At 61.0% G+C, this 19,921-nt stretch carries 14 protein-coding genes; 6 read left to right on the forward strand and 8 right to left on the reverse strand.

Features of this window, described 5'->3' with window-relative positions:
* Nucleotides 1-31 precede the first annotated feature (31 nt).
* Nucleotides 32-1,390, reverse strand: a complete 1,359-nt coding sequence (gene tilS / locus NOM06_RS00880) for a tRNA lysidine(34) synthetase TilS (RefSeq protein ID WP_255909203.1) — start codon at nt 1,388-1,390, stop codon at nt 32-34.
* A 180-nt stretch (nt 1,391-1,570) separates the two neighbouring features.
* Between tilS and NOM06_RS00885 the strand changes: the two genes are divergently transcribed.
* Both NOM06_RS00885 and NOM06_RS00890 read left to right on the forward strand, forming a co-directional pair.
* Entirely contained in the window at nt 1,571-3,604 is a 2,034-nt protein-coding gene (locus tag NOM06_RS00885) for a M13 family metallopeptidase (RefSeq protein ID WP_255909205.1), read from the forward strand.
* Between the two features lie 58 nt (nt 3,605-3,662).
* A complete protein-coding gene (locus tag NOM06_RS00890; RefSeq protein WP_255909207.1) occupies nt 3,663-4,106 on the forward strand; it encodes a PliI family lysozyme inhibitor of I-type lysozyme in 444 nt (147 codons plus the stop codon).
* 76 nt (nt 4,107-4,182) lie between these two features.
* Here NOM06_RS00890 and pdxY read toward each other — a convergent pair whose 3' ends face one another.
* The 6 genes from pdxY to NOM06_RS00920 form a co-directional block, all read right to left on the reverse strand.
* Entirely contained in the window at nt 4,183-5,043 is an 861-nt protein-coding gene (pdxY, locus tag NOM06_RS00895; protein ID WP_255909209.1) for a pyridoxal kinase PdxY, read from the reverse strand.
* Between the two features lie 93 nt (nt 5,044-5,136).
* Nucleotides 5,137-7,269, reverse strand: coding sequence for a lysine decarboxylase CadA (locus NOM06_RS00900; RefSeq protein ID WP_042055201.1), 2,133 nt, complete (start codon nt 7,267-7,269; stop codon nt 5,137-5,139).
* Between the two features lie 77 nt (nt 7,270-7,346).
* Nucleotides 7,347-8,681: a cadaverine/lysine antiporter gene (gene cadB / locus NOM06_RS00905; RefSeq protein WP_100646560.1), complete on the reverse strand. Its 1,335-nt coding sequence runs from the start codon at nt 8,679-8,681 to the stop codon at nt 7,347-7,349.
* 749 nt (nt 8,682-9,430) lie between these two features.
* Complete coding sequence (cadC, locus tag NOM06_RS00910) at nt 9,431-10,963, reverse strand: lysine decarboxylation/transport transcriptional activator CadC (RefSeq protein WP_255909220.1); 1,533 nt, start codon at nt 10,961-10,963, stop codon at nt 9,431-9,433.
* 373 nt (nt 10,964-11,336) lie between these two features.
* Nucleotides 11,337-12,614 carry an L-methionine/branched-chain amino acid transporter gene (gene yjeH / locus NOM06_RS00915; RefSeq protein ID WP_255909222.1) on the reverse strand — a complete coding sequence of 426 codons (1,278 nt, stop codon included), beginning with the start codon at nt 12,612-12,614 and terminating at the stop codon, nt 11,337-11,339.
* Nucleotides 12,615-12,715: 101 nt separating this feature from the next.
* On the reverse strand, nt 12,716-13,615 hold the full coding sequence (locus tag NOM06_RS00920) for a LysR family transcriptional regulator (RefSeq protein ID WP_167564664.1): 900 nt from the start codon (nt 13,613-13,615) through the stop codon (nt 12,716-12,718).
* A 152-nt stretch (nt 13,616-13,767) separates the two neighbouring features.
* Here NOM06_RS00920 and NOM06_RS00925 point away from each other — a divergent pair, with 152 nt between their 5' ends.
* Both NOM06_RS00925 and NOM06_RS00930 read left to right on the forward strand, forming a co-directional pair.
* Nucleotides 13,768-14,784 carry an MBL fold metallo-hydrolase gene (locus NOM06_RS00925; protein ID WP_255909224.1) on the forward strand — a complete coding sequence of 339 codons (1,017 nt, stop codon included), beginning with the start codon at nt 13,768-13,770 and terminating at the stop codon, nt 14,782-14,784.
* A gap of 90 nt (nt 14,785-14,874) precedes the next feature.
* A complete protein-coding gene (locus NOM06_RS00930; protein ID WP_021229181.1) occupies nt 14,875-15,594 on the forward strand; it encodes an ABC transporter substrate-binding protein in 720 nt (239 codons plus the stop codon).
* Between the two features lie 91 nt (nt 15,595-15,685).
* Here the strand turns inward: NOM06_RS00930 and NOM06_RS00935 are convergent, their stop codons facing one another.
* Entirely contained in the window at nt 15,686-16,978 is a 1,293-nt protein-coding gene (locus tag NOM06_RS00935; protein ID WP_005338498.1) for an HAAAP family serine/threonine permease, read from the reverse strand.
* A gap of 498 nt (nt 16,979-17,476) precedes the next feature.
* Between NOM06_RS00935 and NOM06_RS00940 the strand changes: the two genes are divergently transcribed.
* Nucleotides 17,477-18,415, forward strand: coding sequence for a LysR family transcriptional regulator (locus NOM06_RS00940; RefSeq protein WP_042055187.1), 939 nt, complete (start codon nt 17,477-17,479; stop codon nt 18,413-18,415).
* Between the two features lie 73 nt (nt 18,416-18,488).
* Nucleotides 18,489-19,901, forward strand: a complete 1,413-nt coding sequence (locus tag NOM06_RS00945) for an MATE family efflux transporter (protein ID WP_255909226.1) — start codon at nt 18,489-18,491, stop codon at nt 19,899-19,901.
* Nucleotides 19,902-19,921 lie beyond the last annotated feature (20 nt).

A 19,921-nucleotide genomic window follows, 5' to 3' on the forward strand; every position in this document is an offset into this window, starting at 1 on the left:
TTTTTTGGGGGCCCCGCTCACACCGATCACCTCAGGCAAGATCCTGCTCGGGCAAAACCGGGGCTGCACCGTTTCCCTGCCAGTGACAGACCAGCCCGGCACTCTGTGCCATAAAACCGTCGCAGACAAAGAGCCCCACCACCGCCGCCACCTGCTCGCCATAGTAGAGGATGGGAATGCGTCCCCGTTGCCACGAGGGAACACCATACTCTTGCAGCAGCTTCTTCATCCGCCGACTGCCGCTTCGCCCCACCGGTTTGAGGGGGATCCCGGGCGCTACCTGAAAACGCACCGAGAGCGGCTCGTCCGGCCGGGGGGAACGCAACAGATCCTCTCCGTGCTCCACCATGCGCACCACCAGCTCACCCAGCCCGTCCGGCAGGGTCAGCGGCTCGCCCACGGTGAGCGGCAACAGCTGATGGCAGGGTTGCAAGTCCGGGCTCACCAGATAGAGCCGCTCCTGAAAACGGCGGCAGCTCTGGCGCCCCCAGTTGAGCTGGGGATTGGCATCGCCGCGCGCCAGCGCTACCTCCTGCCACAGTCGGGCAAGCTGTTCACGGGATGGCATCTCCCCCCCCTGACGGCGGATCCAGTAGCGCAGCAGGTTGTTGCGCCGGGTGGGTGAAAGGGCGTGCAGCGGGCCGATATGGAGCGCCTCCCCCTCGCCCGCCAGCTGCCAGTCGCTCTCGGCCAGCTCATCCAGCAGCGCCTCCTGCTCGGCGCACAGGGCCATGCTGCGCGCCGCGGTCTGGGCCATGGCGGGCCAGCGCGCCTTGAGCTGGGGGATAAGCGTCTGGCGCAAAAAGTTGCGGTCATAACTCACGTCCAGATTGCTCTCATCCTCCACCCAGCCAAAGGGGAGGCTCGCCGCCGCCTCGGCCAGCTCGGCGCGACTCATATCGAGCAGCGGCCGCAGCAACAGGCCGCCGGCAAAGGGCTGGCTTGGCAGGATCCCCGCCAGCCCGCGCAGACCGGCGCCGCGCTTGAGGGCCAGCAGCAGGGTCTCCAGCTGATCGTCCTGATGGTGGGCGGTGAGCAGCCACTCCCCCTCCCGCATCCGGGCGGTCAGCCGCTGGTAACGGGCGGTGCGCGCCTGCGCCTCCAGACTCTCGCCATTGCCACGGGCCAGAGTCACCCACTCGACCAGCAGCTCAACCGCCAATTGCTGACACACGGTTTCACAATGAGCGACCCACTCATCGGCATGGGGACTGAGGCCGTGGTGCACGTGCAGGGCGCGAAGTGGCAGGCCGTGCTCGCGGGCATACTGCGCCGCCAGTACCAGCAGCAGGGTGGAGTCGAGGCCGCCACTGAAGGCCACCAGCAGACCGGTGGAACCTTCCGGCGCTGGCATAGTCAGACAAAAGCGAGAATAAAGATGAGAAATCATAGGCTTCCCCAAAACGGACCGGCCGATCTTAGCAGAGTCGGGCTTATCAAGCTGCAACCCTGCTGCTAGAGTGAGGCTCGCCCGCCCTCTCCACCAAGCTGGCCTCAAGGCGGCCGCACAACCGGTTGGAGCAAGGAAGATGGGCAGGGAAGCAAACAATCGGAATTGGAATCAAACAAGATGAACAATAAGAAAAGCTTACTGGCCGGCCTGATTGGACTGGCCCTGCTGGCTGGCTGCAGTCAGGCACCGCAAGACTCCCCCAAACACTCCGGGCTGGCGCTGGCCAATATGGACACCCAGGTCAAACCCGGCGATGACTTCTTCCGCTACGTCAATGGCAAGTGGCTCGCCACCGCCAAGATCCCCGACGATCGCCCCGCCGATGGCGCCTTCTACATGCTGCGGGACAAATCCCTCGCCGATGTGCGGGTGCTGGTCGAGGGGCTGGCCAAGCAGGAGGCCGCCACCGGCACGCCGACCCAGCAGATCCGCGATCTCTACGCCAGCTATCTGGATCAGGCTAGCCGTGACGCCAAGGGGCTCACCCCGCTGGCACCGGCGCTGGCCGATATCGACCGGATCGGTGATCAGGCCGCGCTGGCCCGCGCCTTTGCCCAAAGTGGCCGCATGGGCGGCGGCGCGCCGTTTGGCATCTGGATCGACGCCGATGCCAAGTCCCCCGACCGCTATGCGGTCTACCTCTATCAAGGTGGCCTGGGGCTGCCGGATCGGGACTACTACCTCAAGCAGGATCCCGACAGTCAGGCCCTGCGCCAGAAGTACCAGCAGCATATCGCCGCCATGCTGAGCCGCCTCGGGGAATCTGACCCGAGCGGCAAGGCCAAGCGGATTCTGGCCCTCGAAACCCGGCTCGCCACCATCCAGTGGGACAACGTGGCCCTGCGGGATCGGGAGAAGAACTACAACAAGCGCCCCGCCAGTGAACTGGCACGGCTCGCCCCTCATCTCGACTGGCAGGCTTATCTCAATGCCGCGGGCATTGCTGGCCAGCCGGAGATCATCATCGGTCAGCCGACCTATCTGAGCGCGCTGGATCAGGTGATGGCCCAGACCCCCATCGCCGACTGGCAGGCCTACCTCAAGTGGCAACTGCTGACCGACTACGCCCCCTATCTCGACAGCGAGACCGACCGCGCCAACTTCGCCTTCTACGGCACCACATTGAGCGGCACGCCCAAGCAGCGGGCCAGCTGGGAGCGGGCGCTCGGGGTGCTGAACGATCATCTGGGTGAAGCGGTCGGCCAGCTCTATGTGGCCCGCTACTTCCCGCCTGCGGCCAAGGAGCGGATGGAGCAGCTGGTGGAGAACCTGCGCACCGCCTACGGCCAGAGCATCAAGGAGCTCGACTGGATGTCGCCCGAGACCAAGGCGCAGGCACTCGAGAAGCTGGCCAAGTTCCGCCCCAAGATCGGCTACCCCGACAAGTGGAAGGATTACAGCGCCATCGCCATCAAACCGGATGATCTGGTGGGCAACCTGCAACGCTCGCAAGCCTTTGAATACGCAGACAGTCTGGCGCGCCTCGGCAAACCGGTCGACCGGGACGAGTGGCACATGTCGCCGCAAACGGTGAACGCCTACTACAACCCGAGCAACAACGAGATCGTCTTCCCGGCGGCCATTTTGCAGCCCCCCTTCTTCGACATGACGGCGGATGATGCGGTCAACTACGGCGCCATCGGCGGGGTGATCGGCCACGAGATGGGCCACGGTTTTGATGATCAGGGGGCCAAATCCGACGGCGACGGCATGATGCGCGACTGGTGGACACCGCAGGATCTCAAGGAGTTCCGCTTCCGCACCAGCCGTCTGGTGGCCCAGTACAACCGCTTCGAGCCGATCAACGGTCAGTTCGTCAACGGCCAGTTCACCCTGGGGGAGAACATCGGCGATCTGGGCGGCCTCACCATCGCCCACAAGGCCTACGAGCTGTCGCTCGATGGCAAGGAGGCGCCGGTGCTGGACGGCTTTACCGGCGAGCAGCGCTTCTTCCTCGGCTGGGCGCAGGTGTGGAAGGGGATGTATCGCCCAGAGCTGATGCAGATGCTGCTGCGCTCCGACCCCCACTCGCCGCCCGAGTACCGGGTCAACGGCGTAGTGCCGAACATTCCCGCCTTCTACGAGGCATTCAACATCCAGCCGGGGGACAAGCTCTATCTGCCGCCCCAGAAGCGGGTGAAGATCTGGTAGCAACATCACGGCGGGCTCCCCGGGAGCCCGCCCTCAACAGACAGCAAGAGGTTGCAAGATGAACAGAGCATTGATCATGGCAGGGCTGCTGGCCCTGCCGCTGGCGGCGCAAGCACAAGCCGAAGAGGGATTTAGCAAGCAACTGACCCTCCCCTCCGGGCAGGTGCTCAGGGTAGCGCAGGGGGCCGGTGAACCCGCCTCCATCGGCAGCTATGACGTGCGACTCTATTCGGGTCAGAACGCCCAATTTCCACTGGATGAGTTTCTGGATGGCAAGGTGATGGCCCGCAACGGCTTTATCCGGGAGCTGAAACTGGTCGATTTGAATGGCGACAAGCAGCCCGAGCTGGTGGTCATCATCGAGAGCGCCGGCAGCGGCAGCTATCAGGATGCCGATGCCTACACCGTCAGCCCGCAGGGGGAGCTGGAGATCTTCAATCAGGTCAAGGAGCTGGAGCCCAAAGAGGATGTGGTCAAGGCGCTCAAAAGCCCGCAAGACTAAGCCCTCTCCCCGAATCTGAAATATAAAAAGCCCTGATGATCAGGGCTTTGTTGTTTCTGCTGTTGACGCAAATAGCCTAGAGGCGGGTCGCCCGAATGGAGACCTGCGGCAGCGCCATCTCGTGCTGGGCCGCCACCAGTTGCAGCTCGTAGGCCCCCGCCAGCCAGGTGCGAGCCAGCACTGCATCGACGCTGGCGTTGGTACGTTCGAACGCCGCTACCGGGGTGCAACCGGCCAACAGATTGGCCAGCATGGTGGCGCTCAGCAGATCCCCCACCCCGATGGGGTGGCGGGCAAAAGGGTAGAGCGGGCGGGAGAGGTGAAAATTCCCCTCCTCGCACACCAGCAGCATTTCGAAGCGGTCCATGGCAAAGCCGGCCTTGCCCAGATGCTTGACCATCACCAGCTTGACCCCTTGCGCGCGCAGCTGCTGGCACGCCTCGATGGCCTCCGGCACATTGCGGATATCGCGGCCGGTGAGCTGTTCCAGCTCCAGCAGATTGGGGGCCAGCATATCGGCGCAAGCCAGTGCCCGATGTTTCAGAAAATCGGCGACGCCGGGTGCCACTATGCACCCCTTGTCGGGGTGACCCATCACGGGATCACAAAAATAGAGGGTGGCCGGATTGAGTGCCTTGAGCCGGGCCACCGCCGCCAGGATCTCCTCCCCCTGTTCGGCCGAGCCGAGGTAGCCGCTCAAGATCGCATCGCACTGGGCCAGCACACCGATCTCCGCCAGGCCGTTTACCAGCTGACGGATATGACCGCCGGGCATCACCATCCCCTGCCAGCCTTCGCGGTATTGGGTGTGATTGGAGAACTGCACAGTGTTCATCGGCCACACCTCGATCCCGAGGCGACGCATGGGAAAGACGGCGGCACTGTTGCCGGCACAGCCAAAGACTACGTGGGATTGAATGGAGAGCACTCGCTTCATGATTGGCGACTCACGCAATAAGAACAGGAATTCCGGAGGGAAAAACGGGCCTTGCGGCCCGTTGTTGTCACTTTCGACTGTTGTCACTGTCGATTAACGCAGCACCTTGACGGTGTAGCTGCCATCGGCCTGACGATAGAGGCCGTGGATGTCGGTCTCGAAGCCCGGGTAGTGGGCACCGATCTCGCACAGCATCTCGAGGAACTCGAGCACCGGCAGAGAATCCTGGGTCACCATCTCGCCCGGCAGTACCAACGGAACTCCCGGCGGGTACGGCAGGATCATGTTGGCGCTGATGCGGTCAACCATGTCACGCAGCGGCACTTCCACCACGTTGCCGGCCAGCTCTTGCTGCCATGCGGCGTGCGGAGTCATCTTCATCTCCGGCAGTACGTCGAACGCCTTGAACATCAGCTCCGGCAGACGGTACTTGCTGGTCAGCTCGTGAATGCGCTGCGCCAGCTCCTGAATGCGCATCCCTTCGTAGAAGCTCGGGTCTTCACGATAGAGGCTCGGCAGTATGTTCTTGATGGTCAGGTTCAGGTCATAACCACGTTTGAACTCGGTCAGGGCGCGCAACAGCTGCATCGCCTTGGACTGATCGATACCGATGGAGAAGAGGAACAGCATGTTGTAGGGGCCGGTCTTCTCGACCACGATGCCGCGCTCGTCCAGGAACTTGGAGACCAGTGAAGCAGGAATGCCCTTCTCCAGCAGTTGGCCGTCACGACCCATACCCGGGGTCAGCAGGGTGACCTTGATCGGATCCAGGTACATGTGGTTGTCATCGATGTCCTTGAAGCCGTGCCAATCATCTTTCGGATCCAGCTTCCAGCACTCGACGGTGTCGATGTTGTCCGGCTGCCATACGTCGAAGAACCAGCCTTCGCTCTGATCACGCAGACGCTTGATCTCTTTGCGGAAGGAGATGGCGCGATCGATGGAGTCCTTGATCAGACGCTTGCCGGTGTTGCCACGCATCATGGCAGCAGAGATCTCGGTAGAGGCCACGATGCCGTATTGCGGCGAGGTGGAGGTGTGCATCATGAATGCTTCGTTGAAGGTCTCCTCCTCCACGTCCCCCTTGATGTGGATCATCGAGGCCTGGGAGAAGGCCGCCAGCAGCTTGTGGGTGGACTGGGTTTCGTAGAACACCTTGCCCGGCATCGCTTCACCGCTCATGCCGCACTTGCCTTCATAGATCGGGCTGAAGTTGGTGTAAGGCACCCAGGCACTGTCGAAGTGGATGTAAGGAGTATCCAGCGCTTCCTTGATGAAGCCGGTGTTGTAGAGCAGACCATCATAGGTGGAGTTGGTAACGACGGCGTAACGGGGAGCCTGGGCACCCGGTGTCGCGGCAACCTTGGCAGCTATGGTGTCGCGGCTGAATTCGCTCTGCGGGATACCACCCAGAATGCCGTAGGCGTTGCGGGTCGGACGGAAGTAGATCGGCGTCACGTCGTTCATCATCATCAGGTGAGTGAGCGACTTGTGGCAGTTACGGTCAACCAGCACTGTGCTGCCGGCAGGCGCGGAGTACATGCCGACGATCTTGTTGGCAGTGGAGGTACCGTTGGTAACGATGTAGGAGCGATCGGCGTTGAAGGTACGGGCGATGTACTCTTCGGCTTCCTTGTGCGGACCTGAGTGATCCAGCAGGGAGCCCAGCTCCGGCATGGAGATGGAGACGTCAGCCTTGAACGCGTTCGGGCCGTAGAAGTCATAGAAGATGCTGCCGGCCGGGCTCATCTGGAAGGCGGTACCGCCCATGTGACCCGGAGTACAGAAGGTGTATTTACCCTCTTCCACGTACTTGAACAGTGCCTTGGTGAACGGCGGCAGGATGGCGTCCTGATACTCCTGAGTGGCCTGACCCATCTTGAGGGCGATGTCGTCAGCCATGCCGAGACGGTACTCGAAGAAGTGCACGTTCAGACGCAGGTCGGTCAGGTGAATATCCAAAGTGGACTGGTCGTTGGCGAAGGCGAAGATCGGCAGCTTCTCGTTGCGATCGTGGATCTCCTTGCACAGACCCAGAGAGTATTTGTCCCAGTCGAAGATGGCACCGCAAACGCGGGGGTTCTTCTCAATCAGTTTCAGCAGGTCGGCGACGTCGACCGGATAAACAACCTCGAAACCCTTGCGCTCGAGGGAGGCTTGCAGCTGGCGAATGGGTTCTTCTTTAAAGAAAACGCCCAGGTGGTTGAGGATGGCAATGATATTCATCGTAATGCTCCACACGTAAAGGGGCGCTCTCCATCAGGGATGGTGAGTGAAGAGCGCTCGGAAGATAAAAGGGGAAATCAGTTGCTGGGTTGTTCGTTCAGCAGGGCATCGTGCTGACGCAGACCCAGTTTTTTGGCGTAGAACATCAGGATGATGAGCGACACCACGAAGGTAGCGGTGAGGTTGGAACCCTTGGCACCCATCAGGGCTACCAGACAGAAGACGCAGGCCACACCGGAGAAGATCATGGCGCCGATGCTGCGAGAGGTCATGCCTTCAAAGCGGATCAGGTTAATGCTGGAGTAGAAGTAGGGCAGCATGGTCAGCAGCACAGCATCTGTGGTCAGCACGTTGAAGAGATCGGCAGCGTGAGCGGACTGGGAAGTGAAGGCGGTCAGGCCAACCATCAGGGCAGTCATCTTGAGGGAGCCCAGGATCAGACCCTTCTTGGCTACGCCGTTCTTGTCCACTTCACCGTAGATTTTCGGGAAGTTGCCGTCGTTGGCGGCACGCTTGCCCGCCTCGCCCACCAGCATCATCCAGGAGCCCAGCGAGGTGAAGCAGGCCAGAGCGGTGAAGGCAGAGACGAAGGGTGCAGACCAGCTACCGAAGATGGCGGAAGAGGCCATGGCAAACGGGGCGCCGGAGGCAGCCACTTCACCGGCCGGGAACATGCCGCTGATCACCTGGGTAGAGAGGATGTAGATAACACCGGCGATACCGGTACCCAGCATGGTAGCGAGCGGTACGGTGCGCTTGGGGTTCTTCACCATGCCGGAAGAGACGGCGGCAGATTCAACACCGACGAAGGACCAGAGGCAGATCAGCACGGCGCTGATGACCGCATGCAGGTCGCTGCCGCTGGTGGTGTTCCAGTTCTGGCTGTAGACGGTGGCATCAAAATGACCCCAACCCATCACCGCAGTACCGACAACCGGCAGCAGGATCAGCACCAGACCCAGGGTACAGAGTCGGCTCACCCAGCTACCGCCAAGCAGGTTGACGAAGGTGAAGATCCAGACGGCAGCGATGGTGGCTGCGGCGGCCGGAATTGGGCTATTGAGAATGGGGAAGAAGACCGAGAGGTAGGAGACGCCGGTAATGGCGATGGCCAAATTACCGATCCAGTTGGCGTGGTAATAGAGCACACCGGTCTGGAAACCGAACACCGGAGAGATCTCGCCAGCGTAAGCAATGGGGCCACCCTCTTGCGGGTTCTTGGTAGCAAGGCGGGCGAAGACGAAGGCGAGGCCCATGGCGCCTACCAGACAGATTGCCCAGCTAAAGACAGAGATGGAGCCGATGGTGGCCAGTGCCGAAGGCAGCAGCGCAATACCACTCCCCATCATGTTGCCGGCCACCACACCTGTACAGGCGATAAGGCCAATCTTCTTGCTCGTATCTAGGGACATAAGATCTCCGGTTCTATAAAAGGTCGGGTCGTCACATACACATTTGGCGGAACGCCCCGCCAAAGAATGGGCACAGACTAGGCCTCTCATCCCCGGAAAACATAAAGACCAGCTAACGGATAAAAATATGAGCCAACTTTTTTCGCTGTCTCATTGTTTTTGATAAAAACCATTTAAAAACAGTCAATTGACATCAGGTCACACCGCCACCTTGATAAAACCTTGATATCCTTCCGCCCCATTTTGGCCCCTTGATAACCCCCTTATCTCGCCGTCTTGATATTTTTGGCCAGATAAACCCGCGATAAAGCAGCTTCCATTGCGCCCCCTGCCCTTGCGGCCATTTGGAAGCCCTGCGGATCATCACCCTGAGTGGCCGCTCACCTCCTGCTTTCCCCTTCGCTCGGCTCATCACAATCCAAACTCAGAGTTAAAGCGCAACGGCGATAACCGGTAAGCAATGAGAAATGAGTCATGACAGACAGCTTATCCCGTCGCCAACCATGAGCAGATGTCACAAGCTGCACGCTCGGTGTGAAGCTGAACAAACGCGAGTGCCGCAAATACCGCGATAAGGCAAATGGGGATAGTGGAGAGCTGCGGGGGATAAATCGGGCCGCACCAGAACGACTATCCCCGGTGGCAAACAAGCAGGATTGAAACAAGCAGAAACCGCACAGGCCGCCCGAAGGCAGCCTGTGGATAGGGTCGGCAACCGCACCGACCGGGGGAAAACCAAAACTGCGGTGTTAGAAGAGCTTCACCTTGCTCTGGCCCAGTGCATTGAACAGAGCCGGGGTGAGGCTCTCCATATTGCTGTAGAAACCGAGCTGCTGGCAGAGCAGATAGGTCTGCTCGGTCGCCTCCATCAGGAAGGCCTGACTGTAGGCATCACCCGCCGCCTCGGGGCGACCATCCAGCTCCGCCAGCTTGCCCTGCAGTATGTAATAGAGCACCGAGCGGCCGCGACTCGCCGCCTTCTCCAGCAGATAGTTGGCCTGCTGTTGCTGCCCGTTGAGGATCGCCTGCAGGGTCAACGCCTCCCACACCCGGGCTGGCAGGGCGCCGCTGTTTTGCACCACGCTGGCGAGATGAGTGCCAATCCCCTGCAGCCGCTCGCTCTCGGATTTGCCCGCAAGGGTGGCCAACGCCTCGCCCGCCAGATAGCGCTCCGCCAACAGCAGCGGCTGATCCGGATGGGCAATCAGCGCCTGCTCCAGCAGATCGATGCCGCGCTTGAGGGCGACCGGATCCCGGCTGTTGATGTAGTACTGCGCCTCCATCATCGCCATCAGGGAGGCATCATCTGTCGGCCAACCCATCCCCGGCTCGGCATCGGGTTGGTCGAGGGCGCGCAGCAGATCCTGGCTGCTGGCCTGCAACACGCCGTGCACACTGTGGCGACTGAGCTGGTACTGATGGCTGAACAGCACCCGGTTGGTGTTGATATTGCGATACTCCAGATCGAGATAGGTGCCACGGGGCTGGCGGGTGACCCGCACACTCAGCTCCTTGCCGGGCATGATGCCCCCCATCAGAGTGGTGGCACCATACTGCACCCGCAGCGGCGTAGCCACCGCCACTTCCCCCATCAGGGCTCGGGTAATGCCATCGGCGAGGCGCACGTTCTCGTTGTTGTCATCCATACCGGAGTGGAAGCGGAACACCAGCAGATTGGGATCCAGCATGGCATGCACCTGGGGGCTGGTGTGCTGGTAGCTGAGCATGCTGACAATGGCGATCAGCACGATGGCAACGAAGATATCGAAACTCACCATCTTCCAGCGGCTGCGAGCATCCTTGGCATGGGTGGAGATGGCGCGGGTCAGGGGCCCGGCGGGAAAAGGGGCCACATTGGCGAGTGGCTCATCCTCAGCGGGCGGACTGAGATCGGAGAGGGTCGGATTAAGCTGGGAATTGGCAGAGGAGACCGCATGCTCCTCGGCAGCGACCAGCTCCTGCTGCGGCCGTACCGGCGCTACCAGCTTGTAGCCACGCTTGGGCACGGTAACGATATAGTCGGTCGCGTCGGTGCGACCATCTTTGAGGATCTTGCGCAGTTCGAAGATGGACTGGGTCACTACCTGATCGGTCACCTCGGCGCCGTCCCACACCTCGTTGATCAGGGCATCGCGACCAAACACGGTGCCGGCATTGCGGGCCAGAAACCGCAACAGGTTGACCAGCCGGGGTTCGAGGTAGACCTCGCGGTCGGGACGGCAGAGCGTGTTGTCGTCAACGCTCAGGGTCCAGTCATGGATCTCAAAAACCGATTCGCTCATGATTCACTCGCAGCAGATGGAGACAATGCTCGATGAGAGTGACGCAGGACCTGGGCTGACTGAACGGAACGAAGCGCTGTCACGCAAGGGCGACAGAGGAGAAGAGAACCGAAGCAGTAACATCTCTGTGAGCCAGTCTGGCCAGGCCATCCTGTTGACGTCTGAAGGGCATCCTTGCGGGCATTCCGGGCTGAGCCGGAAAAGAGTCACTTTAAGCAAAACGAGAGCCGGATCCCACTTTTTTTGCCGACAAATCACCGATGAGTTGATCCAACAGGGGGATTTTGGCAAAAAGCGCGCTGACTAATGACCCATATGAGCATCCATTATGCCCATATCAAAAAGCCCCGCACTGCGGGGCTTTTTTCGGGAGCTACTTGATGGCGCAAATATCGTCAGAGGTCAGCAGCCGGCGTCTGCGCCGCCACAGGGAGAAGCAACCGTAGCCAAGAGTGAGCACCACCGCATAGAGCACCTGAGTGGCGAGCGCCACCAGCACCAGAGCGCAGAGCAGCACGCTTATCCCCGCCAGCCCCTTGCCCACCCCGCCGAGCAGACGCCAGCCCGCCGCCATGCAGAGCAGGTAGACCAGCACGAAGTTGCCGTTGGCGTAGCGGATCAGCTCATCGAGCGGCAGTCGCAGCCAGATGATCAGGGTGATACAGAGCAGACAGATGGCAAGCACCAGAGTGAGCGCCCGCAGCGGCGCGCCGCGCGCGGTGAGCACGGCCAGCGAGGGGGGCAACTTGCCTTCCCGCGCCATGCTCCAGATCAGCCGGGCAAAGCCCTGAATGTAGATATTGATGCTGGCAAAGCAGGAGAGGTAGCCGAGCACCGCCACCAGCCACTTGGCGGTGGGGCCAAACAGCAGCGCCAGCAGGGAGGGGATGGCGGTGGCATTTTTCGCCTCATCGCCGTAGAGGCCATATTTGAGCACTACCAGCGAGTGTACCCAGTAGATGAGCCCCGCCAGCAGCACACCGCCGAGCAGGGCGATGGGGTAGTCCCGCTCCGGCCGCTTGAACTCCTCCCCCATGTGGGCGAAGGCTTCCAGCCCGACGAAACACCAGAACATCACCGCCAGCGCCGTAGCCATGGCGGGCCACTCGTCCGCGCTCGGCAGCGGCCGGGCTGCATCGCGCCAGCTCACCTCCCCCTTGAACCAGATCAGCAGGGTGAGCCCCAGAATAGCCAGAGCTATCAACAGCTGCAGGTTGCCGGAGGAGCGCGCCCCGCGCAGCCCCAGCAGAAAGACCCCGAGCAGGGTCAGCAGCTGGATGGCCCAGAGGGTCCACTCCCCCATCTCGAACAGGGCGTGCCAGAAGCCGGCGGCAATCATCAGGGCGGCAGGCAGCCCCACCGGCAGCACCGCCAGAAACAGGAAGGCGGAGAAGCGCTCGGCGCCGTTGCCAAAGGCGAGGCCGATCAGGTGCGGCGCGCCGCCCGCATGGGGATAGCGACGGCCGAGGCGAGCGAAGGTAAAGGCGATGGGCAGCACCAGCGCAATCAGCAGCAACCAGGCCCAGAGCGAGGCCCCACCCGCCAGCGAGGCGGCAGTCGCCGGTACCACGAAGATCCCGGTGCCGAGCAGCGAGGTGGCGAGCAGCCCCATCCCCTGCCAGAGCCCGAGATCCTTTTTCAACCCAGACATATCCTTTTGTCCCGACTAGAAAAACATCCCGCCATGTTAGGCCTCCCCCGCCCCTTTGTTAAGCACGATGGTTAAGCGCGGTGGCGAGAATATGCGGCCTTTTATTCAGGCTCGGGCTCAGCTTGCAGGGATTCGGCCAGAAAATCCCCCAGCAGGGTGATTTTGAGCACCTGCCGCCGCGCCGCCGGATAGATGAAGTAGAGGGTCTTGGCCGGGCTCTGATAGTTGCCAAGCAGCGGCAGCAGACGCCCTGCAGCGATATGGTCACGCACCTGTTCGGCGGGCTGCAAGGTGATGCCGGCCCCGGACAGTGCCGCCGTCAGCAACGCCGGCCAGTGGTTGATGCGCAGGCGCGATGCGACCCGCACCTCCTCGCTCTGGCCATCGCCCCCGACAAACTGCCAACGCTCGTGCTCGCCCCAGTTGCCGTGCAGACACTGGTGGCGGGCGAGATCGGCCGGATGACGGGGCACGCCGTGGCGATTGAGGTAGTCGGGCGCCGCGCAGAGCCGGTAGTGCTGGGTCAGCAGCGGACGGGCAATCAGCGCCTCATCCTGCGGGCGCAGGGTGCGGATGGCGGCGTCGAACCCCTCCTCCACCAGATCGACCCAGCGCGGGGTGAGCTGCAGATCCAGATCCAGCCTGGGGTAGCGGTCGAGAAAAGCGGGCAGCAGCGGCACCAGCCGGTGGTGGCCAAAGCTGAGGGGAGCGGCGATGCGCAGCCGGCCGGCCGGCTCGGCCAGCAGATTCTGGGTGAGCGACTCGGTCAGTGCCAGCTCCTCCAGCACCCGCTGGCAGCGAGCCAAAAACAGCTGGCCCAGCTCGGTGAGAGTCTGCTGGCGGGTGGTCTTGTGAAACAGCTTGCCCCCCAGCCACTGCTCCAGTCCCAGCACATGCTTGCCCACCATCTGGGCGCTGATCCCCTCTTCGCTCGCCACCGCGCTGTAGGAGCCGAGATCCACCACCCGGGTGAAGATACGCATGCTGGTCAATCGGTCCACAACCGCTCCTTTGTTCGTTCCTGAGTAACACGACCCGCTACCGAGCCCCGATTCACAACCAAAAGTTTAGTAAGAAATGGATTTTAGCCAATTTATTCAACTTTTAGTTACCAATACAGTGATGCCGTCCCTTCCCCACAGGATAAATTCCCATGAAAAGCACCTATCTGGCCGCATTACTGGTCGGTCTGCTGGCCAGCGGCGCCAGTCAGGCCGCCGAAAGCAGCTTTATCAGCAACCACGCCCCAGCCTCAGCAACTCAAGCCCGGCACGATATCTTTCGGGTCAGCCTGCTCGGCACCGGCACTCCGGTACCCCAGATCAGCCGGGGCGGTTACAGCACCCTGGTCGAAGCGGGCAACCAGAAGCTGGTGTTCGATTTTGGCCGCAACTCCGCCACTCGCCTGTGGCAGCTGCATATCCCCATCGGCCGGGTCAACGCCTTCTTCCTCACCCACTTTCACTCCGACCACACCAACGGGCTGGCGGATCTCTGGCTGACCGGCTGGCTGCAACCGGCCTATGGCCAGCGCCACGCGCCGATGGAACTCTACGGCCCCAAAGGCACCACCGCCCTCGCCCGTGGCTTGCAGCAGGCCTACGCCACTGACATCGCCACCCGGGTCAAGGATGAGGGAACGCCGCTGGACGGGGTGGAGATCAACAGCCACGAGGTCACCGCCGGGGTGATCTACAACCATGACGGGGTCAAGGTAACCGCCTTTGACAACGACCACGGGGTCAACATCAAGCCGTCATTCGGCTATCGCATCGACTACCACGGCCACAGCGTGGTGCTCTCCGGCGATACCCGCTACAGCCCGCAGGTGGTGAAAGAGGCCAAGGGAGCCGATCTGCTGGTGCACTGCGTCTCCATGACCTCTGCCGAACAGATGAAGGCCAACCCTGGCTACAAGGCGATCGCCGGTCACCTCGCCTCCCCAGAGCAGGCTGCCCGGGTAATGAACGAAGCCAAGCCAGCGCTGACCGTGTTTAGCCACATCGGGCTCAACGGCAAGATCAGAGTCAAAGATCTGGCGCAGGATCTGCGTGCCCGCTACACGGGCCCCTTCGTCATCGGCAACGACCTGATGCAGATTGATCTGCCCACCACTGCCTCTGGCAAGGGCTATGCCCTCTGGCAGTCGGAGAATATCGACAACAAATAGATGGCACGGATGCCGGTCAGCAATGGCCGGCATCTGCAATCGACACCGGGGGCTATCTTTAAGGGTGTTTGACCACAAGGAGTTATCTCTATGAGCCTGAAATGGAAGCACCTCGCCCTGGCCACTCTTCCCTTGTTCGGCATGACGGCCGCGCAGGCGGCGGTGTTGACCAGCCTTGAATGGCCCCCTTACACCAGCGCCAGCCTCCCTGAACAGGGCAAGAGCAGTCAGGTGGTGACCGCAGCCTTTGCCCTGGCTGGCGACCCGCTGACCATCAAGTTCTATCCCTGGCAACGGGCCGTGGACGAGGCGACCAACAACCCCGAGGTACTGGGTTATTTCCCCGAGTATCTCGACCCCAAAAGTAGTTGCCTCTTCTCCGACCCCATAGGTAACGGCCCTCTCGGCTTTGCCCAGCGAGCCGATCAGCCGGTCACCTGGCAGAGCCTTGATGACCTCAAGGGCAAGAAAATTGGTGTCGTCACCGGCTATGTGAATACCACCGAGTTCGACGAAAAAGTGGCCAGCAAGGCGCTCTCGGCTGACGCCACCAGCTCGGACAGCCAGAACCTGCTCAAGCTCGGCAACGGTCGGCTCGATCTGGCGGTCATCGACCAGAATGTGATGACCTATCTGCTGGAGAGCGATCCCCAACTCAAGGACGTTGCCGCCAACCTCGGCTTCAACGGCAAGATCCTCGAGGACAAGTCTCTCCACGTCTGCTTTACCAACTCCGCCAAGGGGAAAGAGGCGCGGGACAAATTCAACAAGGCACTGGCCAGTGACGAGGTGAAGAAGCTGATGAAGTAGCGATACCGCATCCGCTCGCCGCCCCAAACAGCCATAAAAAAAGCCGCCTCTTGCGAGGCGGCTTCTTCATTCAACTTGGTAACCGGCGTTATCAGGCAATCAGCTTGTAGATGATACCGGACATGGCGATCAGGCCGATGATGGTCACGAAGCCGTTGCTGATGTTGCCAGCGTATTTGCGCATGGCCGGAACCTTGGTGATGGCGTACATCGGCATCAGGAACAGCAGCATTGCGATGATCGGGCCGCCCAGGTCTTCAATCATGCCGAGGATGCTAGGGTTGATGGTAGCGATGGCCCAGGTGGTCAGGATCATGAACACGGCAGTGACTTTGTTCAGTTGCTTGGTGTCAACGTTCTTGCCCTTCTCGCGCAGCGCCTTGGCCATCAGGCCGTTCATGCCTTCTTGCGCCCCCAGGTAGTGACCCAGGAAGGATTTGCTAATGGCAACCATGGCGATCAGCGGAGCCACAGTACCGATAACCGGGTTATCGAAGTGGTTGGCCAGGTAGGACAGGATGGAGATGTTCTGTTCTTTGGCAGCAGCCAGGTCAGCCGGGGAGAGGCTCAGTACGCAGCTGAATACGAAGAACATAACGGTCATCACCATCATGACGTGGGCGCCCAGCAGGATGTTGCTGCACTTCTTCTCGGCACCTTCACCGTAACGACCTTTGTTGTCCACCGCGAAGGAGGAGATGATCGGGGAGTGGTTGAAGGAGAACACCATTACCGGGATAGCCAGCCACAGGGTCTTGATGAAGTCACCGTTGAAGGCGTCGGACAGGGCCGGAGCTTCAGTGATGATGGCACCGTTCCAGTGCGGGATCAGGTAGAACGCCAGACCCATCAGGGTGAGCACGAACGGGAATACCAGCACGCTCATCGCTTTGACGATAACCTGGCCGCCCAGACGAACAACCGCCATCAGACCGAGGATCAGGGCCAGTGACAGAACGGCACGGGGAGGTGCAGACATGCCCAGCTGGTGAACAATCACGCTCTCGACGGTGTTGGTTATGGCGACTGAATACATCAGCACGATCGGGTAGATGGCAAAGAAGTAGAGCAGGGTGATGAATTTGCCTGCGGTCTTGCCGAAGTGCTCTTCTACTACTTCAGTGATGTCGCCATCACGGGTAGAGCCGGACAGCACGAAGCGGGTCAGACCACGGTGAGCAAAGAAAGTCAGCGGCAGCGCCAGGATCAACATGGCAACCAGCGGCCACAGGCCACCTACACCGGCGTTGATTGGCAGGAAGAGCACACCGGCACCGATCGCGGTACCGTACAGACCCAGCATCCAGACCACATCGGCCTTGTTGACGCCGCGGGAGGTGTTGCTGGCTAAACGACCATCAGCTGCAATATTCATGTCAGACATACGTTGTTCCTGTCATCTAGGAAAATGGGATTCTTGTTTGGTCGGGCCTTGGCCCGGTTCCATCTCCCTGGAACGCCTGCTGTCCATCCTTGATATTAACCTCTCGCCCCCCGGCAACCTGGCCATCACTCCTTGTGACAACAGGATTGCAACAAACAACAGTGCGAGATTTTGACCCTGAGGGTCGGCGCCCGTCTCACTTAACAACCGATTAACGTGCGCCACTCTTGATGGGCTGACTTTAATTAAATGCCCTTATTAATCACAGCGTTTTTTTGAATTAATCAACCAAAGTTTGATTTTGGTCGCCTTTCGGACGACCAAGATCACACTCAAAGCGCCTTGTTGTGAGTTTTTTTTAACAATTCAACTTAGTTTCACTGGAATCAATGGCCTGCGAGCAGCTACATATTTGCAACAGTTAACCCATTTAGCGCGGATTGTGTGCAGCACGGCCTTAGCGTACCCTTGTGACTCACGCCTTTTTGTTGATTGATGATGACTATTACCCGTACCGATCTCGCCGAACTGGCAGTGTTTGCCGCCGTCGCCCGTCACCGCAGTTTCAGCAAGGCCGCCCTCGAGCTCGGGGTCTCCGCCTCCGCCCTCAGCCATAGCCTGAAGGGGCTGGAAGCCCGTCTGGGGGTACGACTGCTCAACCGCAGCACCCGCGCCGTGGTGCCGACCGAAGCGGGCCAGCGGCTGCTCAAGCAGCTGCTCCCCACCCTCAATACCCTGGAAGAGGCGCTTTGCGAGCTGGCCCGCAACAGCGACGAGCCGGTAGGACGACTCAAGCTCTGCGCTCCGCGCGGCGCCATCGACAGCCTGCTGGCACCTGTGCTGATCGACTATCTGGCCCGTTATCCGCGGATGCAGGTGGAGGTAGTGGAGCAGGAGCTGATGCCCCGGCTGATTGAGGATGGTTACGATGCCGCGCTCTTTTATGGCGATCTGCTGCCCAAGGAGATGATCGGCATCCCCCTCGGCCCGCCCCAGCGCTATCTGGTGGTGGGCTCCCCGGCCTATCTGGCGGAGCACGGCACGCCGGAACACCCGAGCGAGCTGAGCCGCCACGCCTGCATCGGCTATCGCCTCACTCCGCACCACCACTATCGCTGGGCCTTTGCCGCCGACGGCACCATGCTGGAGATCGAAGTGACCGGGCCGCTCACCACCAGCACCCCGGCCCTCTATCTGGGCGCCGCCGAGGCGGGGCTGGGACTGGCCTACTGTCTGGAAGAGGAGGTAAGCCAAAAGGTCGCGGAGGGGAAACTGCTCACCGTGCTGGAGCCCTGGTGCCCCACCTTTGCCGGCTTCTACCTCTTCTATCCCAGTCGGCATCAACTGGGCAGCGGGCTGCGCATCCTGATCGACATGCTCAAGGCTCACTACCAAAACCCCGGATTAGTGAGTAATACTCAGCAATTCATCAAGTGAAACCCTGATTATCACCAAATAAGTATTAATCTAGACTAGCTGTTCGATAATCGAACTCCCCGAGAGAACAGATATGTCTGCCTATTTAACACTGCGGCAACGGGCCATGACCCGTCGCTTCTGGGCTTACGCCCTCCCCTCCATTCTTGCCATGCTGGTCTCGGGGGCCTACTACCTCATCGACGGCATCTTCGTCGGCCACTACGTTGGTGCCGCTGGCCTCGCCGGGATCAACCTGGTCTATCCGGTCATCATGGTGCTGATCGGTCTGGCCGCCATGATCAGCATGGGGGCCGCCACCGCCATCTCCTTCCAGCAAGGGGCGAAAAACGACAAGCTGGCCCGCCAAGCGCTGGTCAACGCCCTCTGGCTGCTGGCCGGACTCGGGGGCGTTGCGCCGGTGCTGCTCTATTACACCCACACCGATATCCTGCTGGGGCTGGGGATTGAACAGGGCACCGAGACCTGGAAACAGGCGAGCGACTACCTCACCTGGATTGGCGGCGGTACCCTGCTGCTGGCCAGCAATCTGGCAGTGCCCTATCTGCTGCGCAACGATGGCCGCCCGAAACTGGCCATGGTGCTGGTGAGCAGCGGCGCCGTGCTCAATATCATCCTCAATTACATCATGGTGGGTCGGCTGGAGCTGGGATTGATCGGGACCGCGCAAGCCACCCTGATGGCAGAGGGTGCGGTGAGCCTGATCGGCCTTGGCTACTTCTTTACCCCCTGGGCGCGGCTTCGCCTCAGCTGGCGGGATCTGGTGCCCAACCTCCCCGCCATGCCGCACCTGCTCTTTACCGGCCTGCCAAGCCTGATTGCCCAGTTCAATCTCGGCCTGCTCTTGATGCTGCACAACAGCCAGCTGATGGTGTATGGCAATGTGAAGGATCTGGCGGGCTTTACCGTAGCCGGTTACACCGAGGCGGTCTTTATCGTCATTCTGCAGGGGCTGGCGTTCGGCATTCAGCCGCTCATCAGCAAGGCGGCGGGGGCCAAGCGCCACCGCAACCTCAAGTACCTGATGGAGATGGGGCTCAAGTTCACCTTTATCTACGGCATGCTGGTGTGGCTCACCATCCAGCTGCTGCCGGGACAGGTCGCCATGCTCTATACCGGCGACAAGGATCCCGAACTGCTGGCCGCCGCCATCAGCAGCCTGACCCTCAACCTCGGCGCCATTCCGCTGGAGGGGATCATCATGTTCGGCATCGTGCTGCTGCAATCCATGGCGCGTACCCGTCAGGCGCTGGTCATCTCCATCGCCAAAACCGTGTTGCTGCTGCCGCTCATCTTCCTGCTGCCGCAACTGTGGGGGCGTGATGGGGTGCTGATGGCCCAGCCCGCGACCGTGCTGCTGCTCACCCTGCCGCTCTGCTGGCTGCTGTGGCGCGAGTGGCTGCGCCTGAAGATAGCCTGCGCGCCAAAAGCCAAACACCGCCCACAACCGGCCCGCGCACGCGCCGCCGTCCAGCTGGCCCGTTAAGGCCACCCATCCCGCAAAAC

It is taken from the genome of Aeromonas sp. JL9 (assembly GCF_024436075.1).
Classification (GTDB): Bacteria; Pseudomonadota; Gammaproteobacteria; order Enterobacterales; family Aeromonadaceae; genus Aeromonas; species Aeromonas veronii.

What these genes read in the sequence shown, in the direction of transcription:
- tilS (WP_255909203.1), bottom strand. Translation starts at nt 1,390, where the DNA reads ATGATTTCTCATCTTTATTCTCGCTTTTGTCTGACTATGCCAGCGCCG.
- NOM06_RS00885 (WP_255909205.1), top strand. Translation starts at nt 1,571, where the DNA reads ATGAACAATAAGAAAAGCTTACTGGCCGGCCTGATTGGACTGGCCCTG.
- NOM06_RS00890 (WP_255909207.1), top strand. Translation starts at nt 3,663, where the DNA reads ATGAACAGAGCATTGATCATGGCAGGGCTGCTGGCCCTGCCGCTGGCG.
- pdxY (WP_255909209.1), bottom strand. Translation starts at nt 5,043, where the DNA reads ATGAAGCGAGTGCTCTCCATTCAATCCCACGTAGTCTTTGGCTGTGCC.
- NOM06_RS00900 (WP_042055201.1), bottom strand. Translation starts at nt 7,269, where the DNA reads ATGAATATCATTGCCATCCTCAACCACCTGGGCGTTTTCTTTAAAGAA.
- cadB (WP_100646560.1), bottom strand. Translation starts at nt 8,681, where the DNA reads ATGTCCCTAGATACGAGCAAGAAGATTGGCCTTATCGCCTGTACAGGT.
- cadC (WP_255909220.1), bottom strand. Translation starts at nt 10,963, where the DNA reads ATGAGCGAATCGGTTTTTGAGATCCATGACTGGACCCTGAGCGTTGAC.
- yjeH (WP_255909222.1), bottom strand. Translation starts at nt 12,614, where the DNA reads ATGTCTGGGTTGAAAAAGGATCTCGGGCTCTGGCAGGGGATGGGGCTG.
- NOM06_RS00925 (WP_255909224.1), top strand. Translation starts at nt 13,768, where the DNA reads ATGAAAAGCACCTATCTGGCCGCATTACTGGTCGGTCTGCTGGCCAGC.
- NOM06_RS00930 (WP_021229181.1), top strand. Translation starts at nt 14,875, where the DNA reads ATGAGCCTGAAATGGAAGCACCTCGCCCTGGCCACTCTTCCCTTGTTC.
- NOM06_RS00935 (WP_005338498.1), bottom strand. Translation starts at nt 16,978, where the DNA reads ATGTCTGACATGAATATTGCAGCTGATGGTCGTTTAGCCAGCAACACC.
- NOM06_RS00940 (WP_042055187.1), top strand. Translation starts at nt 17,477, where the DNA reads ATGACTATTACCCGTACCGATCTCGCCGAACTGGCAGTGTTTGCCGCC.
- NOM06_RS00945 (WP_255909226.1), top strand. Translation starts at nt 18,489, where the DNA reads ATGTCTGCCTATTTAACACTGCGGCAACGGGCCATGACCCGTCGCTTC.